At 58.7% G+C, this 26050-nt stretch carries 23 protein-coding genes; 6 read left to right on the top strand and 17 right to left on the bottom strand.

Annotation, left to right across the window (positions count from 1 at the left end):
- Window position 1: 1 nt before the first annotated feature.
- From ACRDT3_RS03385 to pdhA, 9 genes are all read right to left on the bottom strand, one after another.
- Complete coding sequence (locus ACRDT3_RS03385) at window positions 2-1519, bottom strand: ABC transporter permease subunit (RefSeq protein ID WP_431491615.1); 1518 nt, start codon at window positions 1517-1519, stop codon at window positions 2-4.
- 141 nt (window positions 1520-1660) lie between these two features.
- Window positions 1661-3469 (bottom strand): ABC transporter family substrate-binding protein, encoded by a 1809-nt coding sequence (locus tag ACRDT3_RS03380; RefSeq protein WP_431491614.1) that lies wholly within the window; start codon window positions 3467-3469, stop codon window positions 1661-1663.
- Between the two features lie 437 nt (window positions 3470-3906).
- The gene (locus ACRDT3_RS03375) at window positions 3907-5550 is read right to left on the bottom strand and encodes an ABC transporter ATP-binding protein (protein ID WP_431491613.1); all 1644 of its coding nucleotides are present in this window, start codon (window positions 5548-5550) and stop codon (window positions 3907-3909) included.
- A 3-nt stretch (window positions 5551-5553) separates the two neighbouring features.
- Window positions 5554-6576, bottom strand: coding sequence for an ABC transporter permease (locus tag ACRDT3_RS03370; protein WP_431491612.1), 1023 nt, complete (start codon window positions 6574-6576; stop codon window positions 5554-5556).
- Complete coding sequence (locus tag ACRDT3_RS03365) at window positions 6569-7495, bottom strand: ABC transporter permease (RefSeq protein WP_431491611.1); 927 nt, start codon at window positions 7493-7495, stop codon at window positions 6569-6571. The genes ACRDT3_RS03370 and ACRDT3_RS03365 overlap by 8 nt, the downstream gene beginning before the upstream one ends.
- A gap of 190 nt (window positions 7496-7685) precedes the next feature.
- Complete coding sequence (locus ACRDT3_RS03360) at window positions 7686-9317, bottom strand: peptide ABC transporter substrate-binding protein (RefSeq protein WP_431491610.1); 1632 nt, start codon at window positions 9315-9317, stop codon at window positions 7686-7688.
- Between the two features lie 196 nt (window positions 9318-9513).
- Window positions 9514-10863, bottom strand: coding sequence for a dihydrolipoamide acetyltransferase family protein (locus ACRDT3_RS03355; RefSeq protein WP_431491609.1), 1350 nt, complete (start codon window positions 10861-10863; stop codon window positions 9514-9516).
- The gene (locus tag ACRDT3_RS03350; RefSeq protein ID WP_431491668.1) at window positions 10863-11852 is read right to left on the bottom strand and encodes an alpha-ketoacid dehydrogenase subunit beta; all 990 of its coding nucleotides are present in this window, start codon (window positions 11850-11852) and stop codon (window positions 10863-10865) included. The genes ACRDT3_RS03355 and ACRDT3_RS03350 overlap by 1 nt, the downstream gene beginning before the upstream one ends.
- 14 nt (window positions 11853-11866) lie before the next feature.
- Window positions 11867-12982, bottom strand: a complete 1116-nt coding sequence (gene pdhA / locus ACRDT3_RS03345; protein ID WP_431491608.1) for a pyruvate dehydrogenase (acetyl-transferring) E1 component subunit alpha — start codon at window positions 12980-12982, stop codon at window positions 11867-11869.
- Window positions 12983-13132: 150 nt separating this feature from the next.
- Between pdhA and ACRDT3_RS03340 the strand changes: the two genes are divergently transcribed.
- Window positions 13133-13606, top strand: coding sequence for an Lrp/AsnC family transcriptional regulator (locus ACRDT3_RS03340; RefSeq protein WP_431491607.1), 474 nt, complete (start codon window positions 13133-13135; stop codon window positions 13604-13606).
- 85 nt (window positions 13607-13691) lie between these two features.
- Here ACRDT3_RS03340 and ACRDT3_RS03335 read toward each other — a convergent pair whose 3' ends face one another.
- Window positions 13692-15317, bottom strand: a complete 1626-nt coding sequence (locus ACRDT3_RS03335) for a solute symporter family protein (RefSeq protein WP_431491606.1) — start codon at window positions 15315-15317, stop codon at window positions 13692-13694.
- A complete protein-coding gene (locus ACRDT3_RS03330) occupies window positions 15318-15662 on the bottom strand; it encodes a DUF485 domain-containing protein (protein WP_431491605.1) in 345 nt (114 codons plus the stop codon). It lies immediately after the preceding gene.
- A gap of 197 nt (window positions 15663-15859) precedes the next feature.
- Here ACRDT3_RS03330 and ACRDT3_RS03325 point away from each other — a divergent pair, with 197 nt between their 5' ends.
- The 4 genes from ACRDT3_RS03325 to ACRDT3_RS03310 are packed head-to-tail and all read left to right on the top strand — an operon-like array spanning window position 15860 to window position 19680.
- Window positions 15860-17041, top strand: coding sequence for a sensor histidine kinase (locus tag ACRDT3_RS03325; RefSeq protein ID WP_431491604.1), 1182 nt, complete (start codon window positions 15860-15862; stop codon window positions 17039-17041).
- A gap of 29 nt (window positions 17042-17070) precedes the next feature.
- Complete coding sequence (locus ACRDT3_RS03320) at window positions 17071-17787, top strand: LytR/AlgR family response regulator transcription factor (protein WP_431491603.1); 717 nt, start codon at window positions 17071-17073, stop codon at window positions 17785-17787.
- Between the two features lie 59 nt (window positions 17788-17846).
- A complete protein-coding gene (locus tag ACRDT3_RS03315; RefSeq protein ID WP_431491602.1) occupies window positions 17847-18212 on the top strand; it encodes a hypothetical protein in 366 nt (121 codons plus the stop codon).
- Entirely contained in the window at window positions 18205-19680 is a 1476-nt protein-coding gene (locus ACRDT3_RS03310) for a cation acetate symporter (RefSeq protein WP_431491601.1), read from the top strand. The genes ACRDT3_RS03315 and ACRDT3_RS03310 overlap by 8 nt, the downstream gene beginning before the upstream one ends.
- Here the strand turns inward: ACRDT3_RS03310 and ACRDT3_RS03305 are convergent.
- The gene (locus tag ACRDT3_RS03305) at window positions 19677-20627 is read right to left on the bottom strand and encodes a DMT family transporter (RefSeq protein WP_431491600.1); all 951 of its coding nucleotides are present in this window, start codon (window positions 20625-20627) and stop codon (window positions 19677-19679) included. The genes ACRDT3_RS03310 and ACRDT3_RS03305 overlap by 4 nt on opposite strands.
- A 39-nt stretch (window positions 20628-20666) precedes the next feature.
- On the opposite strand from ACRDT3_RS03305, the gene ACRDT3_RS03300 reads away from it, so the two are divergent.
- Window positions 20667-21170, top strand: a complete 504-nt coding sequence (locus tag ACRDT3_RS03300; RefSeq protein ID WP_431491599.1) for a MarR family winged helix-turn-helix transcriptional regulator — start codon at window positions 20667-20669, stop codon at window positions 21168-21170.
- A gap of 102 nt (window positions 21171-21272) precedes the next feature.
- Here ACRDT3_RS03300 and ACRDT3_RS03295 read toward each other — a convergent pair whose 3' ends face one another.
- From ACRDT3_RS03295 to tsf, 5 genes are all read right to left on the bottom strand, one after another.
- Entirely contained in the window at window positions 21273-21845 is a 573-nt protein-coding gene (locus ACRDT3_RS03295; protein WP_105657242.1) for a DivIVA domain-containing protein, read from the bottom strand.
- A 159-nt stretch (window positions 21846-22004) separates the two neighbouring features.
- Window positions 22005-23585 carry a phosphatidate cytidylyltransferase gene (locus ACRDT3_RS03290; RefSeq protein ID WP_431491598.1) on the bottom strand — a complete coding sequence of 527 codons (1581 nt, stop codon included), beginning with the start codon at window positions 23583-23585 and terminating at the stop codon, window positions 22005-22007.
- Window positions 23585-24142 (bottom strand): ribosome recycling factor, encoded by a 558-nt coding sequence (gene frr, locus ACRDT3_RS03285; RefSeq protein ID WP_431491597.1) that lies wholly within the window; start codon window positions 24140-24142, stop codon window positions 23585-23587. Before frr ends, ACRDT3_RS03290 begins: the two co-directional genes overlap by 1 nt.
- A gap of 78 nt (window positions 24143-24220) precedes the next feature.
- On the bottom strand, window positions 24221-24943 hold the full coding sequence (gene pyrH / locus ACRDT3_RS03280; RefSeq protein ID WP_431491596.1) for a UMP kinase: 723 nt from the start codon (window positions 24941-24943) through the stop codon (window positions 24221-24223).
- A 204-nt stretch (window positions 24944-25147) separates the two neighbouring features.
- A complete protein-coding gene (tsf, locus tag ACRDT3_RS03275) occupies window positions 25148-25984 on the bottom strand; it encodes a translation elongation factor Ts (RefSeq protein ID WP_431491595.1) in 837 nt (278 codons plus the stop codon).
- Between the last annotated feature and the right edge of the window lie 66 nt (window positions 25985-26050).

Here is a 26050-nt window from a genome sequence, read left to right as displayed (position 1 = left end):
CCTAGACTCGGATTCGTGGGTCAAGCAGGGCGTAGACGATATCCGCCAGCAAGTTGAAGATGATTGCGGCGGTACCGGTAACCAGGAAGAAAGCCATCACGGGTGCCGGGTCGACATGATCCAGGCCGGTTGCGAACATTTCGCCCATGCCTTTCCAGCCGAAGACGCGCTCGGTGATCACGGCACCGCCGATCAGTCCGGCGAAGTCGAAGGCGGCGATGGTAGCGATAGGGATCATCGCGTTGCGGAATGCATGCCGGAAGATCACGGTGCGTTCGCTCAATCCCTTGGAGCGGGCGGTGCGGATGTAGTCCTGGCGCTGCACTTCGAGCATGGAGGAACGCGTGTAGCGCGAGTAACTAGCCAAAGAGATCACGGCAAGCAGGATGGTTGGCATCAGCAACTGGGTGCCGTTATCCAGGAAGTGATCCCAGAAGCCGCCTTCGAGGTTAGCAGTGGAAGACCCGATGGTCGCGATTGGACGCCCCTTGACGTCCAGGAAACCAGGCCAGGCGCGGAACATGTGATCGACAATGGTCAATCCTGCACCGACAACACCGGTGGCGATGGAAACGGACATGGCTGCCTTGCGCAAGCGGCCGCCCATGAAGCGCGCAATTACCGCCGGAATAACTACCGCCAGGATCAGTCCGAACAAAAGGATCCAGGCGTTTGGTTCCAAAAGCATGTAGAAGGTCGCGTAGTACATGGCCAAGACCAGCACCACGGTAATCAGTGCCGGGTACAGCACGCGCTTTTCCTTCAGGCCAACGCTCATGGCGGTGGCGCTCAAGGCCACGAGTGCCGACAGCACGATGATGATTGCCGGGCCCATTTGCGGGTAGCGGTAGAAATTCAGCCAAATGCTGTACTGCAGCACCAGAGGGACGAAAACAGCGGCAGCTATGAAGGTGATGCCACGGCGCTTGAGTGAGCCACCGAGGAACATCTGCAAGACGAGGCCTACAACGATGCCTATGGCTATTGACGACCCCAGGGATATCTGCGGATCGGCTAGCCAGTCATTGTAGCTAATCGCCAGATACTCCTTGAGCAGCACAGCTGCCCAGAAGACAGGAAGCGAGAAGAAGAGGAAAGTCATGAAGGTAACGATGTAATCCAGGCCAGAGTACTGGCGGATTGCAGTCAAAACGCCAATGGCGATACCCAGAACCGCTGCGATCACCGTAGCGAGCACAACCAATCGCAAGGTGGACGATGCAGCGTTGGCCAGCAAGCCGGAGACCTCTACGCCGTTGATATTCTGTCCCAGATCGCATTGCCCAATTAGGCATTTGCTGGCACCGGTCAGCCAGTCCCAATAGCGTCCATACCAGGGTGCATCCAGGTTCATGTATTCCACACGCTGGGCCATCAAGTACTCGCGGTTATCCGCGTTGCTTTCACGGAGGTCCTTGAGCGGGTCGCCTGAATTGATAACCAGCACGTAGAGCAACAGCGATGCGGCCAACAGCACGGCAAGCGCTGAGCCTAGTCTCTTGGCGATAAATTTCCACACGGTTCTAATGTCCTACTTTCATCTCACGGAAGTGAGCCGGTCCCTGGGGTTGGGGACCTTAGAACACACTGCGGGGCCCGATTTTTGATCGGGCCCCACATGTGCTCACTCACATTGTGCAAGTACGTTGCCTAGGGGCAACTACTCAGCACGTACCCACTGCTCGGCGTTCCAGACGATCTGGTCCTGCGTTGCGGTGTGACGGACATTTTGGATATCCGAACCCGAGGCGCTCAAGCCTGGGTGGGCGAATACCGGGATGCCGAACAAGTCATCCCACAACAGCTTCTCGATCTTCTTGGTCTGCTCGGCATGGACTGCTGGGTCCAGCGAACCTGCCAAGGTCGCCCAAGCGGCATCGACTTCGGCGTTCGAGTACTGCCCGAAGTTCTGCGGCTTGCCGGTGCCGTAGATGTTCTGGCCGGAACTGATCTGGCCGGAACCTGCCCAAGCGAACAGTGCTACCTCGTAGTCGCCTCGATCCTGGGCGCCATTTGGCGAGAAGAAGTCAGCGGAACCCTCGTCCTTGATCTTGAAACCAGCTTCATCGCAGGAGGACTTGATGGCCGAGACCTCATTGGCACGGCGTTCATTTGGTGCCGAGTAGCCGATACGCACTTCGGTGCCAACAGCGTCCTGCTCTTCGAGGATCTTCTTGGCGCCTTCGATATCCACCTGGTCATAGCGTCCGTCATAGGATGCGTCGACTACTTCCTGGTAGTTATCCTGGAACGGGAAGACTTCGCGTGCGTTCATCACGATAGCCTCGGGGTTCAGCGGCTTGATCAGGTTGTCAACAATCTGCTGGCGAGGAACGCACATGGCAAAGGCCTTGCGAAGTTCCAGGTTGGTCATGGCGTTGCCCTTGGCGAAGTTGAAGTCCAGGTGCTCCCAGGTCAGGGTGTCGCCTTTCTGGATAGCTACAGCGTCACCAAGGTTCTCCAGCTGTGCGAGGGTATCCACGGTCGGCTGCGGGTTAATGACGTCAACGTCTTTATTCTGCAGCGCCTGCACCATGCTTGCATCTTCGAGGAAGCGGAAGGTCAGCTCCTTGGTTGCAGGTGCCGGACCGTAGTAATTCTCGTTGGCAACCAGGGTTACGGATTCGCCGGCTTTCCAGCTGCCCAGCTTGTAGGGGCCGGACACCGGTGCGATCTTCTCATCTGGCAGCTTGCCCGGATCGGTCATCCAGCCTTCGTTCCAGAAATCGGCGGCCTTCTTCAGCTTGTCGGATTCGCCAGCGAGAATGGCGTTGACGAGCTCTTCGGTGCTCATGCCTGCTTCTTCGGCCACGACGTGTGCCGGGTGGAGCATCCAGGACTGGATGGCCCAGTCCGGGTCAGGCTCTGCGAATTCGACAGTGAATTCCTTGCCGTCCCAGTCGCCCTGCGGGCCGGCGGGAACGGTGTCGCCGAGATCAACCGAGACCGAGTTGAACAGCGGCTTGTCCTTGGAACCTTCATTGAGGTTCAGGTTCTGCACCCCCCACGCCAGTACGGAGTCGGCTACGGTGATCGGCGTTCCATCGGACCACTTGGCTTCTTCGTTGATGGTGTACTTGATGGTGAGCGGATCGTCGCTTACCTTCTCGTAGCTGCCCAAGGCCTCATTGGGGTACAGGGTGCCGTCAGTGCCGAAGTAACTGAATCCGGCAAACATCCGGTCCACGATGGCCGAGTTGTAGGTGGAATAGGTGTTCGGAGTGAAGCCGTTGTAGCTGATGAATTCCGGGGCACCTACGGTGACGTTGATGTTGTCTTCGGCAGTCTTGATATCACCCAGATCGGCTTTGCCGCTGTTTGCTGCTTCTGCCGAACCGTTGCCGCCGCCTGCGCCAGCATCCTTCGATGCGTCGGCGCCTGTGTCTCCGCCGCCTGGTGCACAAGCCGAAAGGGCCAGGGCCAGTGCAGCGCCTACAGCTACTGCTTTCGAAACGCGCTGAAACCGCATTTCGCCTCCTTGAGTTCTTGAACGATACGAGTGCTGGATCGGTGGATCCAATGTGGATCAGATCACATGATCAATCCATTGAGCAATAGACTAACCCGAATTTTCTGGCTTGGATATAGAAAGAAGCGCTTCAGATATTGCTGCGTGACGCCCCCTGAGAGTCATTCGCAACGCGCTTGTTACCCACGAGTTAACGAGACCCACCTCACATCCCCGAGATTTCAAGGATTTCTTTCAGATTGGGAAAAATCAATCGGGTAACCGTTTCACGCATATTGACTCGCGGAGTGATTTATAACATTTTTGCAACGTTTGTTTCAGATTGATTAAATCTGAAATATTCGTTGAATATTACGTTGCTTGAGCTTAGGTTAAGCGCTAAATGGGCCGGTGAAACCTTGCGGTTTCACCGGCCCATTTAGCAGAATCCGGAGCTGCTAGATCAGCGAAGCACCGGGGATTGCAGCCAGCAGGTTGCGGGTATATGCACTCTTTGGCGCATCGAAAATCTCATCCGTTGTTCCCTGCTCGACGATCTTGCCGTGTTCCATCACGCAGACGTTGTCTGCGATCTGGCGGACCACAGCCAGGTCGTGGGTGATGAACAGGTAGGTCAAGCCCATTTCACGCTGCAGCTCATCGAGCAGTTCCAGCACCTGGGCCTGGACCAGCACGTCCAACGCGGAAACAGCCTCATCGCACACGATCATTTCTGGCTGCAGGGCCAGGGCACGCGCGATTGCGATGCGCTGGCGCTGCCCACCGGAGAGTTCGTTAGGGAAGCGGTGCATGGTGGATGCTGGCATGGAAACCTGATCCAGCAGTTCCTTGACCTTCCTCTCCCGCGATTGCGCATTACCAATACCGTGAATGCGCAGCGGCTCTTCAATGGTTCGGAAAATCGAGTACATCGGATCCAAGGAACCGTATGGGTCCTGGAAGATCGGCTGCACACGTCGGCGGTACTTGAACAAGTGCTTCTCGCTCAAGTTGCCGATCTGTTCGCCGTCAAAGATGATCTCGCCCTCGGTCTTGTCCAGCAGGTTCAGCACCATCTGGGCGATGGTGGACTTGCCGGAACCGGACTCGCCGACCACGGCTGTGGTGGTGCCCTTGGGGATCTCGAAGGAAACATTGTCCACCGCGGTGAACTTCTCCTTCTTGCCGAACCCCTTGCGGATATCGAAGACCTTCGTCAGGTTGCTGATCTTCAGCAATGGCTCGGCCTTGCCCGGAATTACCTCATCAACAATCGCGTCGTGCTTGTCGCCACGCTGCGCAGACAACGATGGAGCCGAGTTGATCAAGCGCTGGGTATACGGGTGCTTGGGGTTGCGCAGAATCTCCAGCGCTGGGCCGTATTCAACGACGCGCCCCTTGTACATCACGACGACCTTCTCGGCACGCTCTGCTGCCAGGCCCAGGTCGTGGGTAATCAGCAGCACGGCGGTGCCCAGTTCACTGGTCATGGTGTCCAGGTGATCCAGGATCTGCTGCTGCACGGTGACGTCCAACGCGCTGGTTGGCTCGTCGGCAATCAGCAGGCGCGGGCGGCAGGCCAGGCCAATGGCGATCAGCGCACGCTGGCGCATGCCACCGGAGAATTCGTGCGGATACTGCCTCGCGCGGGTCTCCGGGTCGGGCAGACCAGCATCGGCCAAGACCTGGGCTACACGCTTGTTAGGGTTATCCCCCGCCAAGCCGTTGGCCTTCAGGGTTTCCTTGACCTGGAATCCAATCTTCCAGACCGGGTTCAGGTTGGACATCGGGTCCTGCGGAACCATGCCGATGTGGTTGCCGCGCAGCTCGACGAAACGCTTTTCGCTGGCTTGGGCGATGTCTTCTCCGTCAAAAAGAATCTGGCCGGAGGAAACCTTGCCGTTGCCGGCCAGCAGGCCGATGGCAGCCAGTGCCGAGGTTGACTTGCCGGAACCGGACTCGCCCACGATAGCCACGGTTTCGCCGGGCATCACGGTGAAGTTGGCGTCGCGCACTGCGTGCACTGGACCGTCAGGAGTGGAGAAGGTGATCGCCAGATCCTTGACTTCCAGCAGTGGCTTGGGAGTTGCACTCTGTGTCATTGCTTAGGCTCCCTTCCGGGCCTTCGGATCCAGTGCGTCGCGCACTGCATCGCCGAGCATGATGAAGCTCAAGACCGTCACCGAAAGGAACAGTGCTGGCCACATCAGCATGGTCGGGTTGTTGCGCAACTGGGTACGTGCGGAGGAAATATCGTTGCCCCAGCTCATGACGTCTGGCGGAAGCCCGACGCCCAGGAAGGACAGCGTGGCTTCAGCCACGATGTACACGCCCAAGTTCACAGTGGCAACAACAATGATCGGTGCCAGAGAGTTCGGGATAACGTGCTTTACCAACGCGCTGAATTTGGACAGACCCAACGCGCGCGAGGCCTTCACGAAGTCAGCATTGCGTGCTTCGATTACTGCGCCGCGGGTAATGCGCGCCAGCTGCGGCCATCCGAAGATCGCAAGGGTGATGATTACCGTCCAGACGCTTCGGTTCTCTCGGAATGCAGGAAGCTGCATCACGATGATGGCACCCAGGATCAGCGGCAGGGCGAAGAAGATATCGCCCAGGCGAGCCAGGATGATGTCGATCCAGCCACCGTAGTAGCCTGCCAGTGCGCCAATGGCGCCGCCGAGCAGCACGACGATGAGGGTAGTGAATACGCCTACGAGCAGCGAGGCACGCGTGCCGTAGATCGTACGGGCATAAATATCGCAGCCCTGCAGGTTGAAGCCCATGATATGTCCAGGGCGTCCTGGCTCATTGGAATTTTCCAGCAGGCATGCCTGGTTGCCATTCGGGTCAATGGACGTGAACAGCTGCGGGAAGGCAGCTACAACCACGACTGCGATGATCAGAAGCGTGGAGATGATGAACAGCGGCTGCTTGCGCAGCGAACGCCATGCTTCGGCCCACATGGACAATGGCTTGCCGGTTTCCTTAACCGAGTCCACCGCCTGCAGCGGGGTTTCGTCCAGCGGAGCAACATAGTGCTCGATCTTGTACTTGGAAACCTTGCCGGCACGGTTGTTGCGGATGGGAAGGCCGTCTTCGGGATTAAAGTTCTGGTTCTCAGGCATAACGGATCCTTGGGTCAAGCAGTGCGTACAGCATATCCACGATCAAGTTGGCGAGCACGAAGACGATCACCAGGACGCCTACGACTGCAACCACCGTCGGGGTTTCGCCCTTCTGGATCGCTTGGTAGAGCAAGTGGCCGACACCGGGGACATTGAAAATACCCTCGGTAACAATGGCGCCGCCCATGAGTGCGCCCAAGTCGGCGCCTAGGTAGGTCACCACGGGGATCAGCGAGTTGCGCAAGATGTGCACGGTGACAACGCGGTTGCGGCTCAAGCCCTTCGCGGTTGCGGTGCGCACGTAGTCAGCGGTCTTGTTCTCAATGACGGAGGTACGCGTCAGGCGCAAAACATAAGCCAGCGATACCAATCCGAGGACCAGTGCGGGCAGTATCAGTTCGCCCCAGGTTGCCGAACCGGAGACGGTTGGCTTTGCCCATTCGAGCTTGACGCCGACCACGTACTGCAGCAAGAAGCCCAGAACGAAGGTTGGAACTGCGATGACCAGCAGCGATGCAATCAGGACGGTGGAATCGAACAACTTGCCCTTGCGCATGCCCGCGATGACACCGAAGATGATGCCGAAGACGGATTCGATCAACAACGCCAATATCGCCAGGCGGGCAGTGACTGGGAATGCTCGTGCGAGCATTTCCTTGACTTCCTGGCCCGAGAACGCGCTTCCCAGGTCCAAGGTCACCAGATTTTTCAGGTACAGGCCATATTGGACCCAGAAAGGCTTATCCAAGTTGTATTGCGCAGTCAGGGCCGCTTTGGTGGCATCACTCATTGGCTTGCCGCCGGAGAGTGCCGCGATTGGGTCACCGGGAGTGGCGAAAACCAAGAAGTACACCAGCAGAGTAGCACCGATAAAGACCGGGATCAGCTGCGCGATTCTCTTCAGTGTGAAACTTAACATGCTTGCATCTCACCTCGAGACACATGAGGGCACAAGGCCATTTTTATCCTCTTTCCGTCGAATAAGTAATCGACGTTTATTTTTGCGAGGCAGGACAGACACGCCAAAGGGAGACCCTGAGCTACTCGGGTCTCCCTTGACGAGTTTTCAGCCTTTATCCGGCCTGGTTAGGCAGAATGCTGAAGGAAACTTACTTGCCAGTGATTTGCTGGTACATCGGGACGCCGTTCCAGCCGAACTCAACGTTATCCACGTTTTCGCTCCAACCACCCTGAACTGCCTGGTACCACAGCGGGATAGCCGGCAGATCCTTGAACAGGATTTCCTGTGCTTCATTGAAGATCTTTGCGCCTTCAACAGGATCCGTCGCGGACAGGCCTTCGGTCAGCTTCGAGTCGAATTCCTCGCTGGCGTACTTGCCATCGTTAGAACCGGCGCCGGTGCCGAATAGTGGACCCAGGAAGTTGTACAGCGATGGGTAGTCGGCCTGCCAACCGGTACGGAATGCACCGGTCATCTTGTAGCTGGTTACCTTCTCGCGCAGTTCCTTGAAGGAGCTGAATGGCTTGGCCACGGCGTTGATGCCCAGGTTACTCTTCAGCTGGTTGACGACAGCTTCGACGTATTCCTTGTTGCCGGCGCCATCAACGTTGTAGCCGACGGAGAATTCGTCGCCGGACTCCCACTTGCTGATCCCGTCAGCTTGCTCCCAGAGTTTCTTGGCTTCAGCCGCGTCGAAGTCCAGAACTTCGCTGCCTGGAACCTCTGCGTTGTAGCCTTCAAGCACTGGTGCAGTGAAGTCGTCAGCCTTGATCTTGCCTCCGTTGTATACCTTGTCGATAATCAACTGGCGGTCAATGGCGCGGGAGATCGCTGCGCGGCGGAGGTTGCCCTCTTCACCCTGCTTGAAATGGTCCAGGTAGCCCGGAATGGTGATGGTTGCGTTGCCAGCGTATGGCGAGTTGATCGAGCGGTCGCCCAGGTCAGTCTCGTAGGAAGCCAGCGAGCTTGGCGGGATCTGATCCAGCACGTCCAAGTTGTTGGACTGCAGATCGCTGTACGCCGAATCGGTGGACTGGTAGACCTTGAAGTCGATGCCGCCGTTGGCCGCCTTGCGAGGTCCCTCATAGCTCTCGTTGACGTCCAGCTTCAGGTTGACGTCGTGGTTCCACTCGGTCAACGTGTACGGGCCGTTGCCGACTGGCTTTTCGCCAAACGCCTTTGGATCTTCGAAAGCTGCTTCAGGCAACGGCATGAAGGCGGTGTAGCCCAGGCGCAGCGGGAAGTCGGACTCAGGCTGGGACAGCTCGACGGTGAAGGTGGTGTCATCCACTACCTTCAGGCCTTCCATCTCTTCCTTTTCGGAGCCTTCCTTGTTGACCTCATCGAAGCCCTTGATGGATTCGAAGAAGTATGAGTTCAACTGTGCGTTCTTGGCCGCGGCACCGAAGTTCCAGGCATCCACGAATGAAGCAGCAGTTACTGGGGAACCATCGGAGAAGGTCTGACCGGCCTTCAGCTTGATGGTGTAGTTCTGGGAGTCTTCGGTTTCGATGGACTCAGCGAGTTCATTGACCGGAGCGCCCTTTGCGTCATAGCTGACCAAACCGGTGAAAATCAGGTCCATTACGCGACCGCCGCCAACTTCGTTGGTGTTAGCCGGTAGAAGGCCATTCTGCGGTTCGGTGGTGTTTGCGGTTACGACATACGAGCCGTCGCCTTCGCCACCGGCGGTTTCATTGGAACCGCCGCCACAAGCGGACAGGGTCAGCGCCAAGGCTGCAGATAAAACGACAGCCTTAGATGCGTGCGAGTATCGCATCCTATTTCTCCTCAACAGATCGTTGCTGCTTCTGCATTTCGCAGAGCCGTGCAGGCAAGCGTGAGCTATAGCACGTAGTGAATGAGATTACATCAAACATTGCGAAACAACCAATGAATAGTCATGAAAGCAATGCTTGAAATCTGGTTACTCATCCGGCTGAAATAACTTCAGCCGGGTCAGTTTTTATTTTGGTTCAAATAAAAATATTCATCATTCCGGGGTCCTCTAATACTGAGCCGACACCTGCGAGGAACTCGCTTGCTTCCTTGCCGTCAACCACTCTGTGATCGAAGGACAATGCCAAAGTCATGGTATGGCGAAGGGCAACTTGGTCTTGATATTCCCAAGGCCTGCGTTTCACTTGGCCTAATGCCAAGATTCCAGCCTGGCCCGGAGGAAGAATTGGGGTGCCGGCATCTACGCCGAAAACCCCCACATTGGTAATGGAGAATGTGCCACCGGTCAATTGGGCTGGTGACAACGTTCCTTCGCGGCCCTGGAGAATAATCTCGCTGAGTTCAGTTGCCAGTACTGGCAACGTCTTAGCTTGGGCATTTTTCAGCACCGGAACCAGCAAACCGCGGTCACTTGCCACAGCCATGCCCAGATTCACTGACCCAAATTCAATAATTTCGTCAGCCTTTTCATCCCACGTCGAGTTCAGCGCGGGATAAGTCTTCAACAATCTCGTCACCACGAGCGCTGCCAGCGTTGTGATGTTGAGTTTCAGGTCCTTCAGCAAGCGATGCGAACGCATTCGTTCCACCAACGCCATGGATTCGGTGACGTCGATGGTGAGGAACTCGGTGGCATGCGGGGCAGTAAACGCCGACTGCACCATGGCCTTGGCCGTGGCCCTGCGGACGGCGGTGATCTTCACATGGCGATCCGTATCCTGCGAGGATATCGGCTCGCTTCCCCTGGCTGGCGGAGTGCTGGCACCGACGGATTCGATGGCCTGCTGGACATCCCGTCGCAGCACCAATCCCCCCTCGCCGCTGCCGGCGAGCGCCGAAATATCGACACCATGATCCCGGGCCAGTTTGCGTACTGGCGGCGTGCATCGAACCACCGCATGCTGTTCGCGTTCATGGCTGGCAGGCGCAGCCACTGGTACGGATACAGCTGGTGCAGCCGATGGCGCTGCTCCCCCGCCACGGGAGCCACGAGCTTTGCGCGTTGGACGATTGCCGGTATCTGCCGGTGCACCATAGCCCACCAGCGTGGGGGTGCGCTCGACGGACGCGCTTTCCTCCTGATTTGCCGGATCTGCTGCTGGCGGTTGCCCGCCAGAATTGCCTGGCTCCTGGTCAAAAGTGACCAGCGGACCGCCAACCTGCACGGTTTCGCCTTCGGTAGCATGCAGGGCCTGAACGAAGCCGGCATACGGAGACGGCAGTTCAACCACGGCCTTGGCGGTTTCAACCTCGGCAATGATCTGGTTGAGCGCAACATGCTCGCCAACCTTGATTTTCCAATTCAGCACCTCAGACTCGGTGAGCCCCTCGCCGAGGTCCGGGAGTTTGAATGTGTGGGCGGTCATCACTTGGCAGCTCCTTCGGTTGCCTCGTGGTGGCGCATCACGGTGTCGACCGCGTGCATCACTCGATCCAAATCGGGTAGGTGGTGGCTTTCGAGCCGCGATGGCGGATACGGAATATCGAATCCGGTGACGCGCAATGGGGCGTGCTCCAGATAGTCGAAGCAGCGCTCGGTGATTTCGGCACAGATTTCTGCACCGATACCGCTGGTGCGGCTGGCTTCATGAACCACAACCAGCTTGCCGGTGCGCTTGACGGACTCGGCCACAGTGTCGATATCCAGGGGATCCAAAGTGCGCAGGTCGATGACCTCCAGGCTGGTGCCTTCATCTTCTGCGGCCTTGGCAGCATCCACCAGGGTGTAGGTGGTCGGGCCATAGCCGACCACGGTGACATCTTCACCGGGGCGAACGATCTTGGCCTTGGGCGATCCATCCGGCGTTGGCGCGAGAAGTTCAGCAGTGGTCTTCTCGTGGTAGCGGCGCTTCGGTTCAAAGAAGATCACCGGATCATCGCAATCGATGGCCTGGCGCAACATGCTATAGGCGTCTTCGACACTCGAAGGCGCAAAGACACGCAGACCGGCGGTATGGGCGAAATAGGCTTCCGGTGATTCGGAGTGGTGCTCCGGTGAACCAATTCCTCCGCCATAGGGAATTCGAACGGTTACCGGCATCTTCACCCGTCCGCGGGAACGGTAATGCAATTTAGCCAGCTGGGAAACCAGCTGGTCAAAGGCCGGGTAGGTGAAGCCGTCAAACTGGATCTCCACCACCGGGCGATAGCCTCGATAAGCCAGGCCAATGGCGCTGCCGACAATGCCGGATTCTGCCAGCGGGGTATCGACGACGCGGTGTTCGCCGAATTTGGACTTCAGGCCATCGGTGACCCGGAAGACGCCACCGAGGGTGCCGATGTCTTCACCGAGCAGGATGACTTTCTCGTCCTCATCCAGGGCATCGTGCAGCGACTTATTCAGCGCCTTGAGCATGGTGGTTGCCACAGTTACTCTCCACCTTCAAAATCTGCCAAGTAGTCCAAGTAGTTTTTGGCTGCGCGTTCGGTTGGTTCATGCTTCTCGGCATATACATTGGTGAACAGCTCTTCCACCTTGGGATCTTCCATGGTGGTGATCGCGGCGCGAAGCTTCGCGGCTAGATCATCGGCTGCGTTCTGGGCACGCTGCTCGTAGGACTGAACATCGGCGCCCATCTCATGCAGGTACTTCACCAGACGGTCGATAGGATCCTTGGCCTTCCACTCTTCGAGCTGATCGCTCTTGCGGTAGCGGGTTGGATCATCAGCGGTGGTGTGCGACCCCATGCGATAGGTGACCGCTTCAATAAAGGTTGGACCCAGGCCGTTGCGGGCGTGGTTCAGCGCGGCCTTGGTGGCTGCGTAGACCGCAAGAATGTCATTGCCGTCCACCCGCCAAGTCTTCAGCCCGAAGCCGTGGGCTCGGTCGGCGATCTGGGTGCGGCTTTGCAGGTGGACTGGTTCGGAGATTGCCCATTGGTTGTTCTGGCAGAAGAACAGCACTGGCGCCTGGTAGCTGGCGGCGAAAACCATGGCTTCGCTCACGTCGCCCTGGCTGGTGGCGCCATCGCCAAAGTAGGCCACGGAGACTTGCTTGCCTCCATCGAATTTGATTCCCATGCCGTAGCCGGCTGCGTGCAGGGCCTGGGAGCCAATGACAATCTGCTGGCAAGCAATATTGACTTCATTCGGATCCCAGCCACTGGCCTGGGCTCCGCGCCAAACGCTGAGCAGATCCTCTGCTTTCACTCCCCTGGCCCAAGCAACACCATGCTCGCGGTAGGAAGGGAAAATGAAGTCATCCGCTTCGGTTGCGCGGACCGAGCCAATTTGCGCGGCCTCCTGGCCGAGCAGGGGCGCCCAGAGTCCTAGCTGGCCCTGGCGCTGCAAAGCGGTGGCTTCATTGTCCATGCGGCGCAGGACAACCATGTCGCGAAGGAAATCTGCAAGGTCCGCTTCTTTGAGGTCCTTGAGATAGTGGTCAAGTTCTTCGTCCGGGATTCGTTTCCCGTCGACGTTCAGCAGCTGATGCGTGGGTAGGCATCCGGCGGCTACGTCAATGTGCTGTGTGGACACGATCGGCATCCTTACTCTCACGTAGTCGGTTGCGGGTTTTTACTCACAAACTCCGCTCAATGTGATGCTACTCACGCAAAGCAGGATGCACAATGGTGTTTTTAAAATTAGAGCAAAACGCACTGTTTCCGTGACCCAACCAGTGCTAACGTGCACATTATGCAACTCTTGGACACTACCGACCGGCGCATCCTACTTGCCCTCTCCACCGCAGCCAAGCGCACCGGTTCAGCTATCGCCACGGCGCTGAACATCGGGCGCAATACCGTGCAGACGCGGATGACCCGCCTGGAGAACGAAGTTCTTGATTCCGTCGACCGCCGCATCCCACCCGAAGTGCTGGGCTACGGACTGCTGTCCTTTGTCGAGTTGCATGTTGAGCAACGCTACCTGGAGGACATTGCCGCCAAACTTGAAACCATCCCCGAGGTGCTTGAAGCGCACGGACTCACCGGCTCTGCCGACATCCTGGTGCGCGTAGCTGCCAAAGACGCCGAGGAGCTGTTCCGGGTACACGGGCAGCTGCTGCATATAGATGGAGTCAATCGTGCGGACTCGGCACTGTCCATGGCCGAGCTCGTCCCCTATCGCACCACCGCCTTGCTCCAGCATTCATTAGCCAATAACGCGTAGCGCCCTGGGCAGCAAAAAAGTTCCGGGAACCAACCTGCAGGCTGGTTCCCGGAACTTTGCTATTTAGCTATCTTGGGTCTTCCGTTTAGTGGTCGACTGCCTTCTCGGCACCGACGCCGGTCAGCGAACGAACTTCCATTTCCGCCTGCTTGGTAATGTCCTCGACTCCCTTATCGGTAACCGAGCCCAACCAACCCAGGAAGAAGGCCAGTGGAATAGAGACGATACCCGGGTTGGCCAGCGGGAAGATCACCATATCGATGCTTGGAATCATTGCAGTTTCCGAGCCCGAGAACACCGGCGAGAAGATGATCAGCAGCAGGGCCGAACCCAGGCCGCCATACATGGACCAAACTGCGCCGCGGGTCTTGAAGCCCTTCCAGAACAACGAGTACAAGATGGTTGGCAAGTTAGCCGAAGCGGCAACTGCGAAGGCCAATGCCACCAGGAAGGCCACGTTCTGCCCCTGGGCACCGATGCCGCCGGCGATAGCGAATACACCGATAACCAATACGGTACGGCGAGCCACCTTCATTTCCTTCTCGGGAGTGGACTTGCCCTTGGCAATCACCGATGAGTACACATCATGCGCGAAGGATGCCGCCGCGGTGATGGTCAAGCCAGCCACCACAGCAAGGATGGTCGCGAAGGCCACGGCCGAGATCAGGCCCAGCAGGACAGTGCCGCCCAGTTCGTAGGCCAGCAGCGGTGCCGCAGAGTTCACGCCGCCTGGAGCGGCCTTGATCCGGTCCGGTCCAATCAGGGCACCGGCGCCGAAGCCCAGCACCAGGGTGAACAGGTAGAAAGCGCCGATCAGCCAGATAGCCCAGACTACGGACTTGCGGGCTTCCTTGGCGGTAGGAACGGTGTAGAAGCGCATCAGCACGTGCGGCAGGCCTGCGGTGCCAAGCACCAAGGCCAGGGCCAGCGAGATGAAGTCCAGCTTGGAGGTATCCGAAGCACCGTACTTCATGCCCGGGTTCAGGATCTCCGGGTTGCCAGCCACTTCAGCTGCCTTGCCCAGCAGCTCGGAGAAGTTGAAGCCGAACAACGCCAGCGTCCACACGGTCATGATCAGCGCGCCGGCGATCAGCAGGCAGGCCTTGATGATCTGCACCCAGGTGGTGCCCTTCATGCCGCCAACCAGTACGTAGAGGATCATCAACGCGCCGACGATTACGATCACCAGCGACTGGCCCAGCTTCTCGTCGATACCCAGCAGCAGGGAAACCAGCGCACCGGCGCCGGCCATCTGTGCCAACAGGTAGAAGACGCACACTGCGAGAGTGGAGATTGCAGCAGCGATGCGCACCGGGCGCTGCTTGAGGCGGAAGGAAAGCACATCGGCCATGGTGAACTTGCCGGTATTGCGCAGCAGCTCTGCGACCAGCAGCAAGGCAACCAGCCAGGCGACCAGGAAGCCGATCGAGTAGAGGAAGCCATCGTAGCCCTGGATGGCGATGGCGCCAACGATACCCAGGAAGGACGCGGCCGAGAGGTAGTCGCCGGCAATAGCGGTACCGTTCTGCGTTCCGGTGAAGGAACGGCCGCCCGCGTAGTAATCCGCGGCGGTCTTGTTGTTCTTGGATGCGCGGAGCACGATCACCATGGTGACGCCCACGAAGGCCACGAAGATGGCGATATTGACCAGGGGGTTGCCGACTTGGGTCGACTCGCCCGCGGCCTGGGCCAGGATACTGAGCTGGTTCATCTAGTTCACTCCCTCGCGCTCTAGGCGTTCACGGATCTTGGTCGCCTTGGGGTCGAGCTTCTTATTTGAAAAACTGACGTAGGCCGCGGTGATCGCGAAGGTTGACACGAACTGCAGCAACCCGAGAACAATACCCATGTTGATATTGCCGAGAACCTTGATGGACATGAAGTCGTGGAAGTAATCGGCTAGCAGCACGTAGGCGAAATACCAGACGAGGAAGAAGATTGCCATCGGGAAAACGAAGCTGCGGTGGGTCTTGCGCAGTTCCTGGAATTCCTCGGATTGGCTCTCCTTGACGAAATCAACGTCAGCAGCGACGCCGTGTTCCGGGTTGGCACTCATGATGCCCTCCTTGAGCGAGTTGTTGATGTGACTGAGCGCACATCGGTTTTGTGACTAAGTTCACTATTGGCGATAAACTCCTTGGCGACTAGGGGGCCTGAACCGCTCGTGGCTCAACGGACTGCTTTCTGCGCCCAACGGCGCAACATGGCACGCTGAACGGTAGGCGGATTTTTCAGGGCCCTAAGATGGGATACATGTCTCCAGCGCTGCAAGTCACCCTGATCGTCGCCATCGTGATGATCGGAATCGCTCTTGTCGGCTACTTCGGTTTCAGGATTTCCCGCTCCACTAAGGAAATGGGTACCGACGTCGAGGAAGCCACCTACAAGACGCTGCACCACATGTCCGTTGCGGTTCCCCATTTGGAGCGCGGCCTGACCGAGGACGGTGCGGCGAAAAGCGCTAAGGCGCTGCGCCGGCTCTTGAACTGCCAGGTATTGCTGATCAGCGACACCACCCATGTGCTGGCGACCGATGCCGGGGCCGATTTCACCGCAGAACTCGAAGAAGAAGCCTCCAAGGTTTCCAAAAGCGCGCTGGCAACCGGCAAAACCCAGGTGGAGCGCTCTTCTGGCATGGACTTCGTATCCGCGCCGATCACCGTGGGCGACCAAAGCGTTGGCACGGTGACCGCACTCTCGCGCAGGGCCGGGGCCAGCTTCGTGCGGGCAGTCTCCGAGGTAGCAGTCTTTGTTTCCGCGCAGGTTTCCACTGCACAGCTGGATGAATCCAAGGCCATGCTGCTTGAAGCGCAGATGCGTGCCTTGCGCGCTCAGATCTCCCCGCACTTCATCTACAACTCGCTGAATGCGATCGCCTCGTTCATCAATACGGATCCCGCTCGGGCGCGTGAGCTGGTCATTGAGTTCGCCGACTTCACCCGGTACTCATTCCGCCGCCGCGGTGAATTCACCACCCTGGCCGAAGAGCTGGAAGCCATTGACCGCTACCTGTTGCTGGAAAAGGCCCGCTTCGGTGAGCGCATCAAGGTCTCCTTGCAGATCGCTCCCGAGGTGCTTCCCACGCAGATTCCCTTCCTTGCCTTGCAGCCGCTGGTTGAAAATGCGGTACGCCATGGGCTCGAGGCCCGGCCAGATGGCGGGGTCATCTCCATCACGGCCACCGAAGACGGGATGCACGCAGTAATCAGCGTGGAAGATGACGGCATGGGCATGGATCCCGAGCAGCTGGCCAGTGTGCTAGCTGGCGATACCCCGAATATGCACGTGGGCCTGCGCAACGTCGACCTGCGCATGCGCCAGCTCTACGGCAATTCCAATGGACTGGTAGTGGAGACCGCGCCGGGGGCCGGAACGCTGATCACTTTGCGCGTCCCGAAGTTCCGTCCGCCCAACACGATCACCTCGGATGTTTAGAAAAGCCCAATAAACGGTAGAATTTTCGCATGATTAACGTGGTGGTCGCCGATGATGAACTTCCAGCGGTAGAAGAAATCGCTTTTCTGCTCAGCCAGGATTCCCGCATCGGGAAAATTCACCGCGCCACCTCTGGTGCCGCGGCGCTGAAGGCGCTGGAGGAAAATACAGTCGACGCGCTTTTCCTGGATATCCACATGCCGGCTTTGTCAGGTTTGGACATCGCCCGCGTCATCTCCCGCTTCACCAATCCCCCATTGATTGTTTTTGTCACCGCCGATGAAGATCAAGCGCTGCAGGCCTTCGAATTGGCCGCCATCGACTACGTGCTCAAGCCCATTCGCCCACAGCGGCTGGCGGAATCCGTGCGCCGCATCTGCGAATTGGTCGAGGAGACCCCTGCCAAGCCGGAAATGATCACGGTGGACCAGGGTGGTATCACCAAGTTGATCCCTCGGGCAGATATCGCCTACGTGCAGGCCCAGGGAGACTATGCCCGGCTGCACACCAAGGATTCGAGCTATCTCATCCGGGTTCCGCTCAACGATTTGGAACAGCAGTGGGGCGAGTCCGGTTTCGTTCGGATCCACCGCTCTTACCTGGTTTGCATGGATAAGATCGAGACCGTTCGCTTGCAGACCGGCAAGGCCGCTGTGGTGGTCAACAGCACCGAACTTCCAATTTCTCGTCGGGCGTTGCCATACCTGCGTGAGCGCCTGGCTGCCAACCGCGTCCGCCCGCTGTAGGAAGCTGCTGGCCTTCCGTGGAGCAATTTCCTCAAGACAACAGCCGGCAAGAGTCCCTCATGCCCGGACGATTCGCTGAGCAGCGTCCGAAACGAGTGCGTGTCCAGGCTCCGCAAGATGCATCCTTGACTGTCTCTCCTCACCGCCCCGAGCACACAGCAGAAGAATTCTATGTTCGCCAGCTGATCCGTTCCCAGCTGCGCCTGGCCTGTGCCGTGGCTGCGGGCCTGCTGGCGCTGCTGGTGGGCATCAGTGCGCTACTCGTCTTTTGGCCGGTCTTCGAGGACATCCATTTACTCGGCCTGCCCTTGCCGTGGTGGGTTTTGGGCATAGGCATGTATCCGCTGATCATCGTGGCTGGAATGCTCTACAACAGGGCTGCGGAACGCAATGAAGAACGGTATCGGAGCATCAGCCGTGGCTAGCTTGCTTTCTGTTTCATCCCTGGTGATCGTTTGCCTGACGACGATGCTGATTGCCTTCCACGGCTTGCGCCTGTCCCGGACCACTTCCGACTTCTACGTCGCTTCGCGCACCGTACGCCCGTGGTGGAATGCCTCTGCGATTGGCGGCGAATACCTGTCGGCTGCTTCCTTCTTGGGCGTTGCCGGGCTGATTGTGCTCTCGGGACAATCAGGTTTGTGGTTCCCCATCGGCTACACCGCAGGCTACCTGATGCTGCTCCTGTTCGTTGCCGCTCCCCTGCGCCGCTCCCGGGCATACACGATTCCCGATTTTGCGCAGATCCGCTTTGAAAGCTCCCCGATGCTGCGAAAAATCACCACCTACCTGGTGGTGGTGATCTGTTGGCTGTATATCGTTCCGCAGATGCATGGCGCCGCCTTGACGCTGTCCATTGCTACCGGATTCCCTAGTTGGGTCGGTCCGGTCATTGTTGCCGCAGTTGTCTGCGTGACGGTGCTTTCTGGTGGGATGCGCTCGGTGACCTTTGTCCAGGCCTTCCAGTACTGGTTCAAGCTGGCAGCGTTGGTTATCCCCACGATCTTCTTGCTGGGGCGTGCCATCCCCGAGCATTCGGCATCCGGGCATGCCCAGGCCCTGTACGCGCAGCTGGAGACCGTGAATACGATGAACCTCTACGAGACGGTTTCCATCATCTTGGCATTGCTCTTTGGCACCCTGGGGCTGCCGCATGTACTGGTGCGCTTCTACACGAACCCCACCGGCCAGGCAGCGCGTACCACCACGGTGATTGTGCTGTGCCTGCTCTCTGCGTTCTACCTCCTGCCGACGACCTTGGGCGTCCTGGGCTTGCTGTACACCCCCGAGCTCGGTGCCACCAACGAAACCGATGCCACCATCCTGCTCTTGCCCGGACGCCTCTTCGACGGATTCCTGGGCGACGCCTTGACCGCAATCGTGGTCGGTGGCGCATTCGCAGCATTCCTCTCCACCACCTCCGGTTTGGTGGTGTCCTTAGCTGGAGCCCTATCCCAGGAATTCTTCTCGGGAACCGTGCGGGGCTTCAGGATCTCTACCGTGCTGGCCACCGCCCTGCCGGTGTTGATTGCGGTGGTGACCAATTCCCTGGCCTTAGCGGGCGCGATTGGCAACGTCTTCGCCTTCACTGCATCGACTATCTGCCCGCTGCTGCTCTTGGGCATCTGGTGGCGTTCACTGACCGCACGAGGTGCTGTTGCCGGCCTGCTGGCTGGTGGCATCTCATGCGGGCTCGCCCTGATGATCGGCACCTTCTTGCCCCAAGAAGATGAGATCTGGATCCACCTCTTGCGCCAGCCCGCGGCGTGGAGCGTTCCCTTGGCCTTCATGGTGATGATCTTCGTATCGCGGAGCACCAAGCGCAGCGTGCCAGCCAACGTTGAACGCGTCATGGCATTGCTCCATGTCCCGGACTGGCGAGCGAAGTTCTAGCAGGTCTTCACGGATTCTCCGGTAGGCGCGTCGCGGCCAGCTGCTTCGAGAGACGAAGCCGATCTGCGCCGGGAGCCCTTGGCGAGCCCCAGCAGGACTCCACCGAGAACCAAGCTCATTCCGATGAGGCTTTGGAGTCCAAGGCTTTCCGCTGCCAATAACGTTCCGAGCAGGACCCCGGTCACTGGATTGAGCAGTCCGATGAGGCCAACTGACGACGCGGGAAGATGACGCAACCCGGTGAACCAGGCGAGATAGGCAGCCGCGGTGGCAATGAGGCTGACATACCCGAAGCCCGCCACCGCCTCCAGGCCAAGCTCCGGTGGTGCCCCATGCACGAGCAGCGCGCAGGGGACCAGTACTGCCCCTCCGGCGACCAGCTGCCAGGCGGTGACGCAAATAATTGGCAGCCCGTCAGACCATCGTTTGGTCAGGATGAATCCGGCACTGGACAAGACCATCGCCACCAGCGACAAAACGATCCCCAAGATATCGATTCCGCCCTGTGCATCGAATACCATGATGGCCACGCCCATGAATCCCAAGAGGGCCCCAACCAGAGGCCAACGCGCAGGACGCTCACCGAGCAATAGCCATGCGAACAGCATGAGCACACCGGCTGAAACAGCCATGGTCGTAGCAGCGACACCCGATGGCAGCAGTTGCGCCACCACGTAGATCAACGCAAAGAAGGCTCCGATATTCAGGACGCCCAGAACCGCGGATTTCCACCACCAGCTGCCGTGCGGCAGTGTTCTGGATATCCCCAGCAAGACCAGGCCCGCCGGCAAGGCCCGGATCACTGCACCCCAGAGGGCGGAGCCATCGGGGAGGAATTCCTTGGTGACGTAGTAGTTGGACCCCCAAGCGATCGGGGCTATCGCGGTCAGTGCGACCCACCCCAGCGTTCGAAGCCGGAGCCCGGCTGAACTTAAACTATCTTCCATGGAAGATACTTTAGCTTCCTTGGAAGATATAATAAAGGCATGGAGCAGAAAGACCATGTAGCGCGCATTCAACAGCAGTGGGCAGAACAACGTCCGGACCTGGACCCAGCTCCCCAAGGAATCATCGGCCGTCTGCATCGGTTGGCAAATTACCTGACCGAGGAGCTGTGCACAATTTATGCAGAGCACGGGCTGACCGAAGCCGAATTCGATGTGCTGGCAACCTTGCGACGGGCAGGAGAACCGTTCTCGCTCGCCCCAGGTGATCTCGCGCTGCAGACTATGGTGACCACCGGAGCCATGACCAAGCGGCTCGACAAGCTGGTCAACAACGGCTGGGTCACCCGCGCGCAGTGCGGTGAAGACCGGCGTGGGCGCCGTATCTCCCTGACTGCTAGCGGCAAGGAGAAAATCGACGAAGCGTTTACCGCCCACATGCGCAATGAAAAGCGCCTCGTGGCCCAGCTCTCCCCCGCTGACCGTCCTGTGCTAGAAGAAATGCTGCGAAACTGGCTGGCCCACTATGAGCAAGCAGGGCCCTGACCTTACCGGCTAGTCCTTCTCCAGAAAGACAAAAAGCCGCGGAGGGCAGCGGGAAGAATCTCCCACCGCCCTCCGCGGCAAAGCATTTGCCAGCGGCAGCTGCTAGTCGATCGAAGCCATCAGCTCGACGACGCGGTCAAGGAATGCATCGACCTGCGACTCTTCATAGCCATCGGTCCCCTGCGAAGAACGGAATTCCACGCGGCGTACGGTATCAACGGCCATGGGCACGTCGTTCTCGAAATAGTCGATGAGCTGATCGCAAAGGCGATCGACGTCTTCAATGTTGTAGCTCGACGCGTTGGAACGCGACGGGCGACGGAAACGCTCGCCCTTGGCACGGTGCAGGCGGCCACGCAGGATCGCGGCCAGGCGGCCTACCTGCTGCAGCCAGACCTCCTCGCCCTGATGAGCAATCAAGTCGTCGCGCTCGCGCTTGGCAAAGACATCTTCCAAGCGGTCCAGCGCGCCATCGACTTCGCGGGCCTGGTACCCGCCCTTCTGCGGAGCAAAAGTGGTGCGGCGGATCAGGTGGCTGGTGACCACACTGTCGTCGTTTCCTCCACCATTGAAGGTGGCTCGGGCACGGCTCAGGAACGCATCAACTTGCTTTGCGTTGTAGCCGAATTCCGAGTCCGGTACGCGGGAAAACGGAGCATCTTGCTGCTGCGACACGACAGTTCCTTTTTCTCTAGAGAGATATCAGTTGGGGACCGCGGTTAGGCGATACCCCTCATATTCTATTGGCTTGGGCCAAAAGTTGGCTTAATGGCCACACCAGCGAGTGTATTCCGGTAAAGGATCACACCCGCTGATGTGTTGGCCGGGGCACGGTCAGAAGACTGCGACGCTCCAGGCCAACACATGCGAAATCACGTAGCCCAGCGGAATGACAAACAAAATCGAGTCCAATCGATCCATAATTCCACCATGGCCCGGAAGCAGGTTGCTCATGTCCTTGATGCCCAGTTCACGCTTGACCATGGATTCCGCGAAGTCACCGGTGGTCGCTGCAATGGTGGTGAAGAACGCCAAGATGACGCCCGTCCACCATGGCATCTCCAGCCAGAAGTGCATTGCGCAAGCACCAATAGCCATGGAACCAACCATTGATCCGGCGAAGCCCTCCCAGGACTTCTTCGGGGAGATCTTTGGCGCCATCGGATGCTTGCCAATCAGCACACCCACGATATAGCCGAAGGTGTCGTTGGCGACCGCGAGCAGCAAAAGCGTGGCAATGAGCCACTGGCCATTCTCAGAATCGAGAATCAGCAGGGCAAAGGAAAGCAGCAGCGGCACCCAGCTGATGATGAACACACTGCTCATCACCGAGGCCACTGCACCCTTGAGTCCTTCCATAAGCCGGAAGAGCAAAGCGATTAGGATGCAGGCAATATAGCTGAATCCGAGGGCTTCTACCCCACCCCAAATGGCACTGACCGGCAGCAAGACCGAGGACAGGTACAACGGCAATTGAGGCACCGCGGTTTTGGCGTGGGTAGTAGCTCTCGCCACTTCCCAGCAACCGATGCCGCTGAGCGCTATCAGCGCGAATACCAGCAACGGCTGCGACCACAGCAGGCCAACGAGCACAACGCCGAGCATCAGCAACCCGACTCCGATTGCCGCTGGCAAGTTACGTCCTGCGCGCGATTTCTTCGGCTCCGGGGTTCCTACCAACAGCTCGGCAGGGATGTCTGCTTCTGCCGCGTCGGGCTGGCCGGTCTCGGCCAGGTCCGTGGAGTCGGAAACCGGCGGAGCTGGCATCTTGCCTTCGGCAGTCGCCGGCTTCTGCGCCGCGGATTTGTCTTCCGGCGTGGCTGCTTCGCCCTTCGCTGGCATGCCGCCCTGGGCAGCTGGGGCTTGGCCATTCTTGGCCGTACCGGGCGCAGCCAATTTTGCGGGCTGAGCCGGTTCCTTGGCAGCAGCTGGCGACGGGTCCTTGGCTGGTTCGGGCTGGTTGGCAGCTACCGGCTCCGAAGCAGTCACTGGCTTGGACGCATCAGCCTTGAAGGCTGCCTTGGCACGCTCTTTGGCTTGCTCGGTATCAGCCTTGGCAGTTGCATCCTTGCTGGGGTAAGCGTCGGTTGCCGGGATGGCGTCCGCTTCTGGCTGAGGAGTCGGCAAAGCACCATCTGTGCCGGCAGCTTGCTCCACGGCTGGTGCCGGAGTTGGCTTTGCCGTTGGAGCAGCTACGGGGCTAGCTGGTTCGCTCTTGACCGGTTCTTGGATTCCAGTGGCAGGTTCTGAAGTTTCCTTGGTCCCGCGGTTCTTCATGAAACCGCGTTTTTTCCCCTTGGCGGCAGCTTCGCGCTGGGCACGAGCTTCACGCCGGGTCAGGGGCTGGGATTCTCCGGATGCCACTGAGGGCACCGCCGAAGCGTTGCCCTCAGTGTTGTCTGTCGAGCCTGGCATTAGACTTCCAGCAGCTCTGCTTCTTTTTTCTTCAAGATCTCGTCAACTGCGTCAACGTGCTTCTTGGTCAGCGCGTCGAGGTCCTTTTCTGCACGAGTGCCCTCGTCCTCGCCAATTTCGCCATCCTTGACGAACTTGTCGATGGAATCCTTGGCCTTGCGGCGGTGATTGCGCAGCGCAACGCGAGCATCCTCACCCTTGGCCTTGGCCAGCTTGACGTATTCCTTGCGGCGTTCTTCGGTCAGTACTGGAAGGACAACGCGGATCATCTTGCCGTCCGAAGACGGGTTTGCCCCGACTTCTGGATCGCCCAGAGCCTTTTCGATTTCGCGCATTGCGGTTACATCGAATGGGGTGATGGTGATGGTGCGTGCTTCTGGCACTGCGAAGGAAGCCAACTGCTGCAGTGGGGTTGGGGAACCGTAGTAGTCCACCATGACCTTCGAGTACATGCCTGGGTGGGCGCGACCGGTACGGATCGTCGCGAAGTCCTCCTTGGCGGCCTCAATGGTGCGTTCCATCTTTTCGGCGGTTTCCGCCAGCGTTTCGTCAATCACCGGTACTCCTCAAGTACTTCATCTGTGTTTCCGCTACGGGAAATTAAATCTAGTTCAATCCTAAGCCACGATCACCGATTAGACGGTGACGGTGGTTCCGATCCGCTCGCCGCGAATTGCCGCGGCCACGTTTCCTTCGCCTTCCATGCCGAAGACCAGCATGTTCAGCTTGTTGTCCTGGCACATGGTCATGGCGGTCTGGTCCATCACGCGGATGTCGTTGACCAGCGCGTCGCTGTAGGTCAGGGTTTCCAGCTTCTTGGCGGTCGGGTCCTTCTTTGGATCCGCGGTGTACACGCCATCTACCCCCGACTTTGCCATCAGGACTTCGTCAGCAGCGACTTCCAGGGCACGCTGCGCGGCCACGGTGTCGGTGGAGAAGTAGGGCAGGCCTGCGCCTGCGCCGAAGATGACTACGCGGTCCTTTTCCATGTGGCGGATGGCACGGCGTGGGATGTAGTTTTCTGCGACCTGGGCCATGGCGATGGCCGACTGGACGCGGGTTTCAACGCCGCACTGTTCCAGGAAGTCCTGCAGTGCCAGGCAGTTCATGACAGTGCCAAGCATGCCCATGTAGTCTGCGCGCGAGCGGTCCATGCCGGATGCCGAGAGTTCTGCTCCGCGGAAGAAATTGCCGCCGCCGACCACGATTGCGACCTCTACTTCGCCAACGGTTTCAGCGATCTGCTTGGCGATGCCGCGAACAGTATCTGGGTCAACGCCGATCTTGCCGCCGCCGAATACTTCACCGGAGAGCTTGAGCAGTACGCGGCGTCGTTTGGTTTCTGGGGTGCTTGGCATGAGGTGTCTTACTCCTGGAGGTCGGAATCAAGCTGGGGGTACTACTTCCCAGATCCCAAGTTATCGTGAGATCCGGGCTCAAGAAAAGGGAGGCGAGCCACCGAGTTTTCTCTCGGTGCTCACCTCCCTTTGATCTTGTGCACTCAGGTTGCCCTGAACGCGGTTCGCTTAATGCGTACGGCTAATGCTTAGAGCTGTAAAAGCTTAGGCACCAACGCGGAAGCGTGCGAAGGCAACTGGCTTGGTGCCAGCTTCTTCGAAGACCTTGCCTACGGTCTTCTTTGCGTCCTTGGCGAAAGCCTGGTCAACCAGAACGATTTCCTTGAAGAAACCGGTCAGGCGGCCTTCCACGATCTTGGTGAGGGCAGCTTCTGGCTTGCCTTCAGCGCGAGCGGTTTCGTCAGCGATGCGGCGCTCGTCGGCAACCTTGTCAGCTGGAACCTCTTCGCGGGACAGGAAGGTAGGAGCCATTGCAGCGGTGTGAACAGCAACGTCGTGTGCGACGGTTGCGGCAGCTTCGCTGTCAGCGTCAACAGCCATCAGAACGCCAACCTGGGCTGGCAGGTCCTTGCTGGTCTTGTGCAGGTACGAAGCAACCTTGGCACCCTCGATGCGTGCAACACGGCGTACGACAACCTTCTCGCCGAGGATTGCGCCCTCTTCGATGACGGTGTCGCTAACGGTCTTGCCGTCCAGCTCGTAAGCCAGCAGTGCTTCTGCATCTGCAGCGCCGGAAGCCACAGCGGCATCCAGGACCTTGTTGGCCAGTGCGATGAACTTCTCGTTCTTGGCAACGAAGTCGGTCTCGCAGTTGATCTCGATCATGACGCCGACGTTGCCTTCAACCTTGGCAGCAACCAGGCCTTCAGCGGTCGAACGGCCTTCGCGCTTGGTAGCGCCCTTCAGGCCCTTGACGCGGATGATCTCGATGGCCTTCTCGGCGTCGCCGTTAGCCTCGTCCAGTGCCTTCTTAACGTCCATCATGCCGGCGCCAGTGCGCTCGCGCAGTGCCTTGATATCAGCAGCGGTGTAGTTTGCCACGTGCAATCCCATTCAGCTAGGAGTTTCAAGTTTATTTTGCTTATGGGACGGGTCGGATTTCCGGCC

The sequence above is a fragment of the Glutamicibacter sp. genome, assembly GCF_050701915.1.
Taxonomy (GTDB): domain Bacteria; phylum Actinomycetota; class Actinomycetes; order Actinomycetales; family Micrococcaceae; genus Glutamicibacter.
Note: the sequence above shows the minus strand (reverse complement) of the source record. Positions and strands in the feature narration are given on the sequence as shown.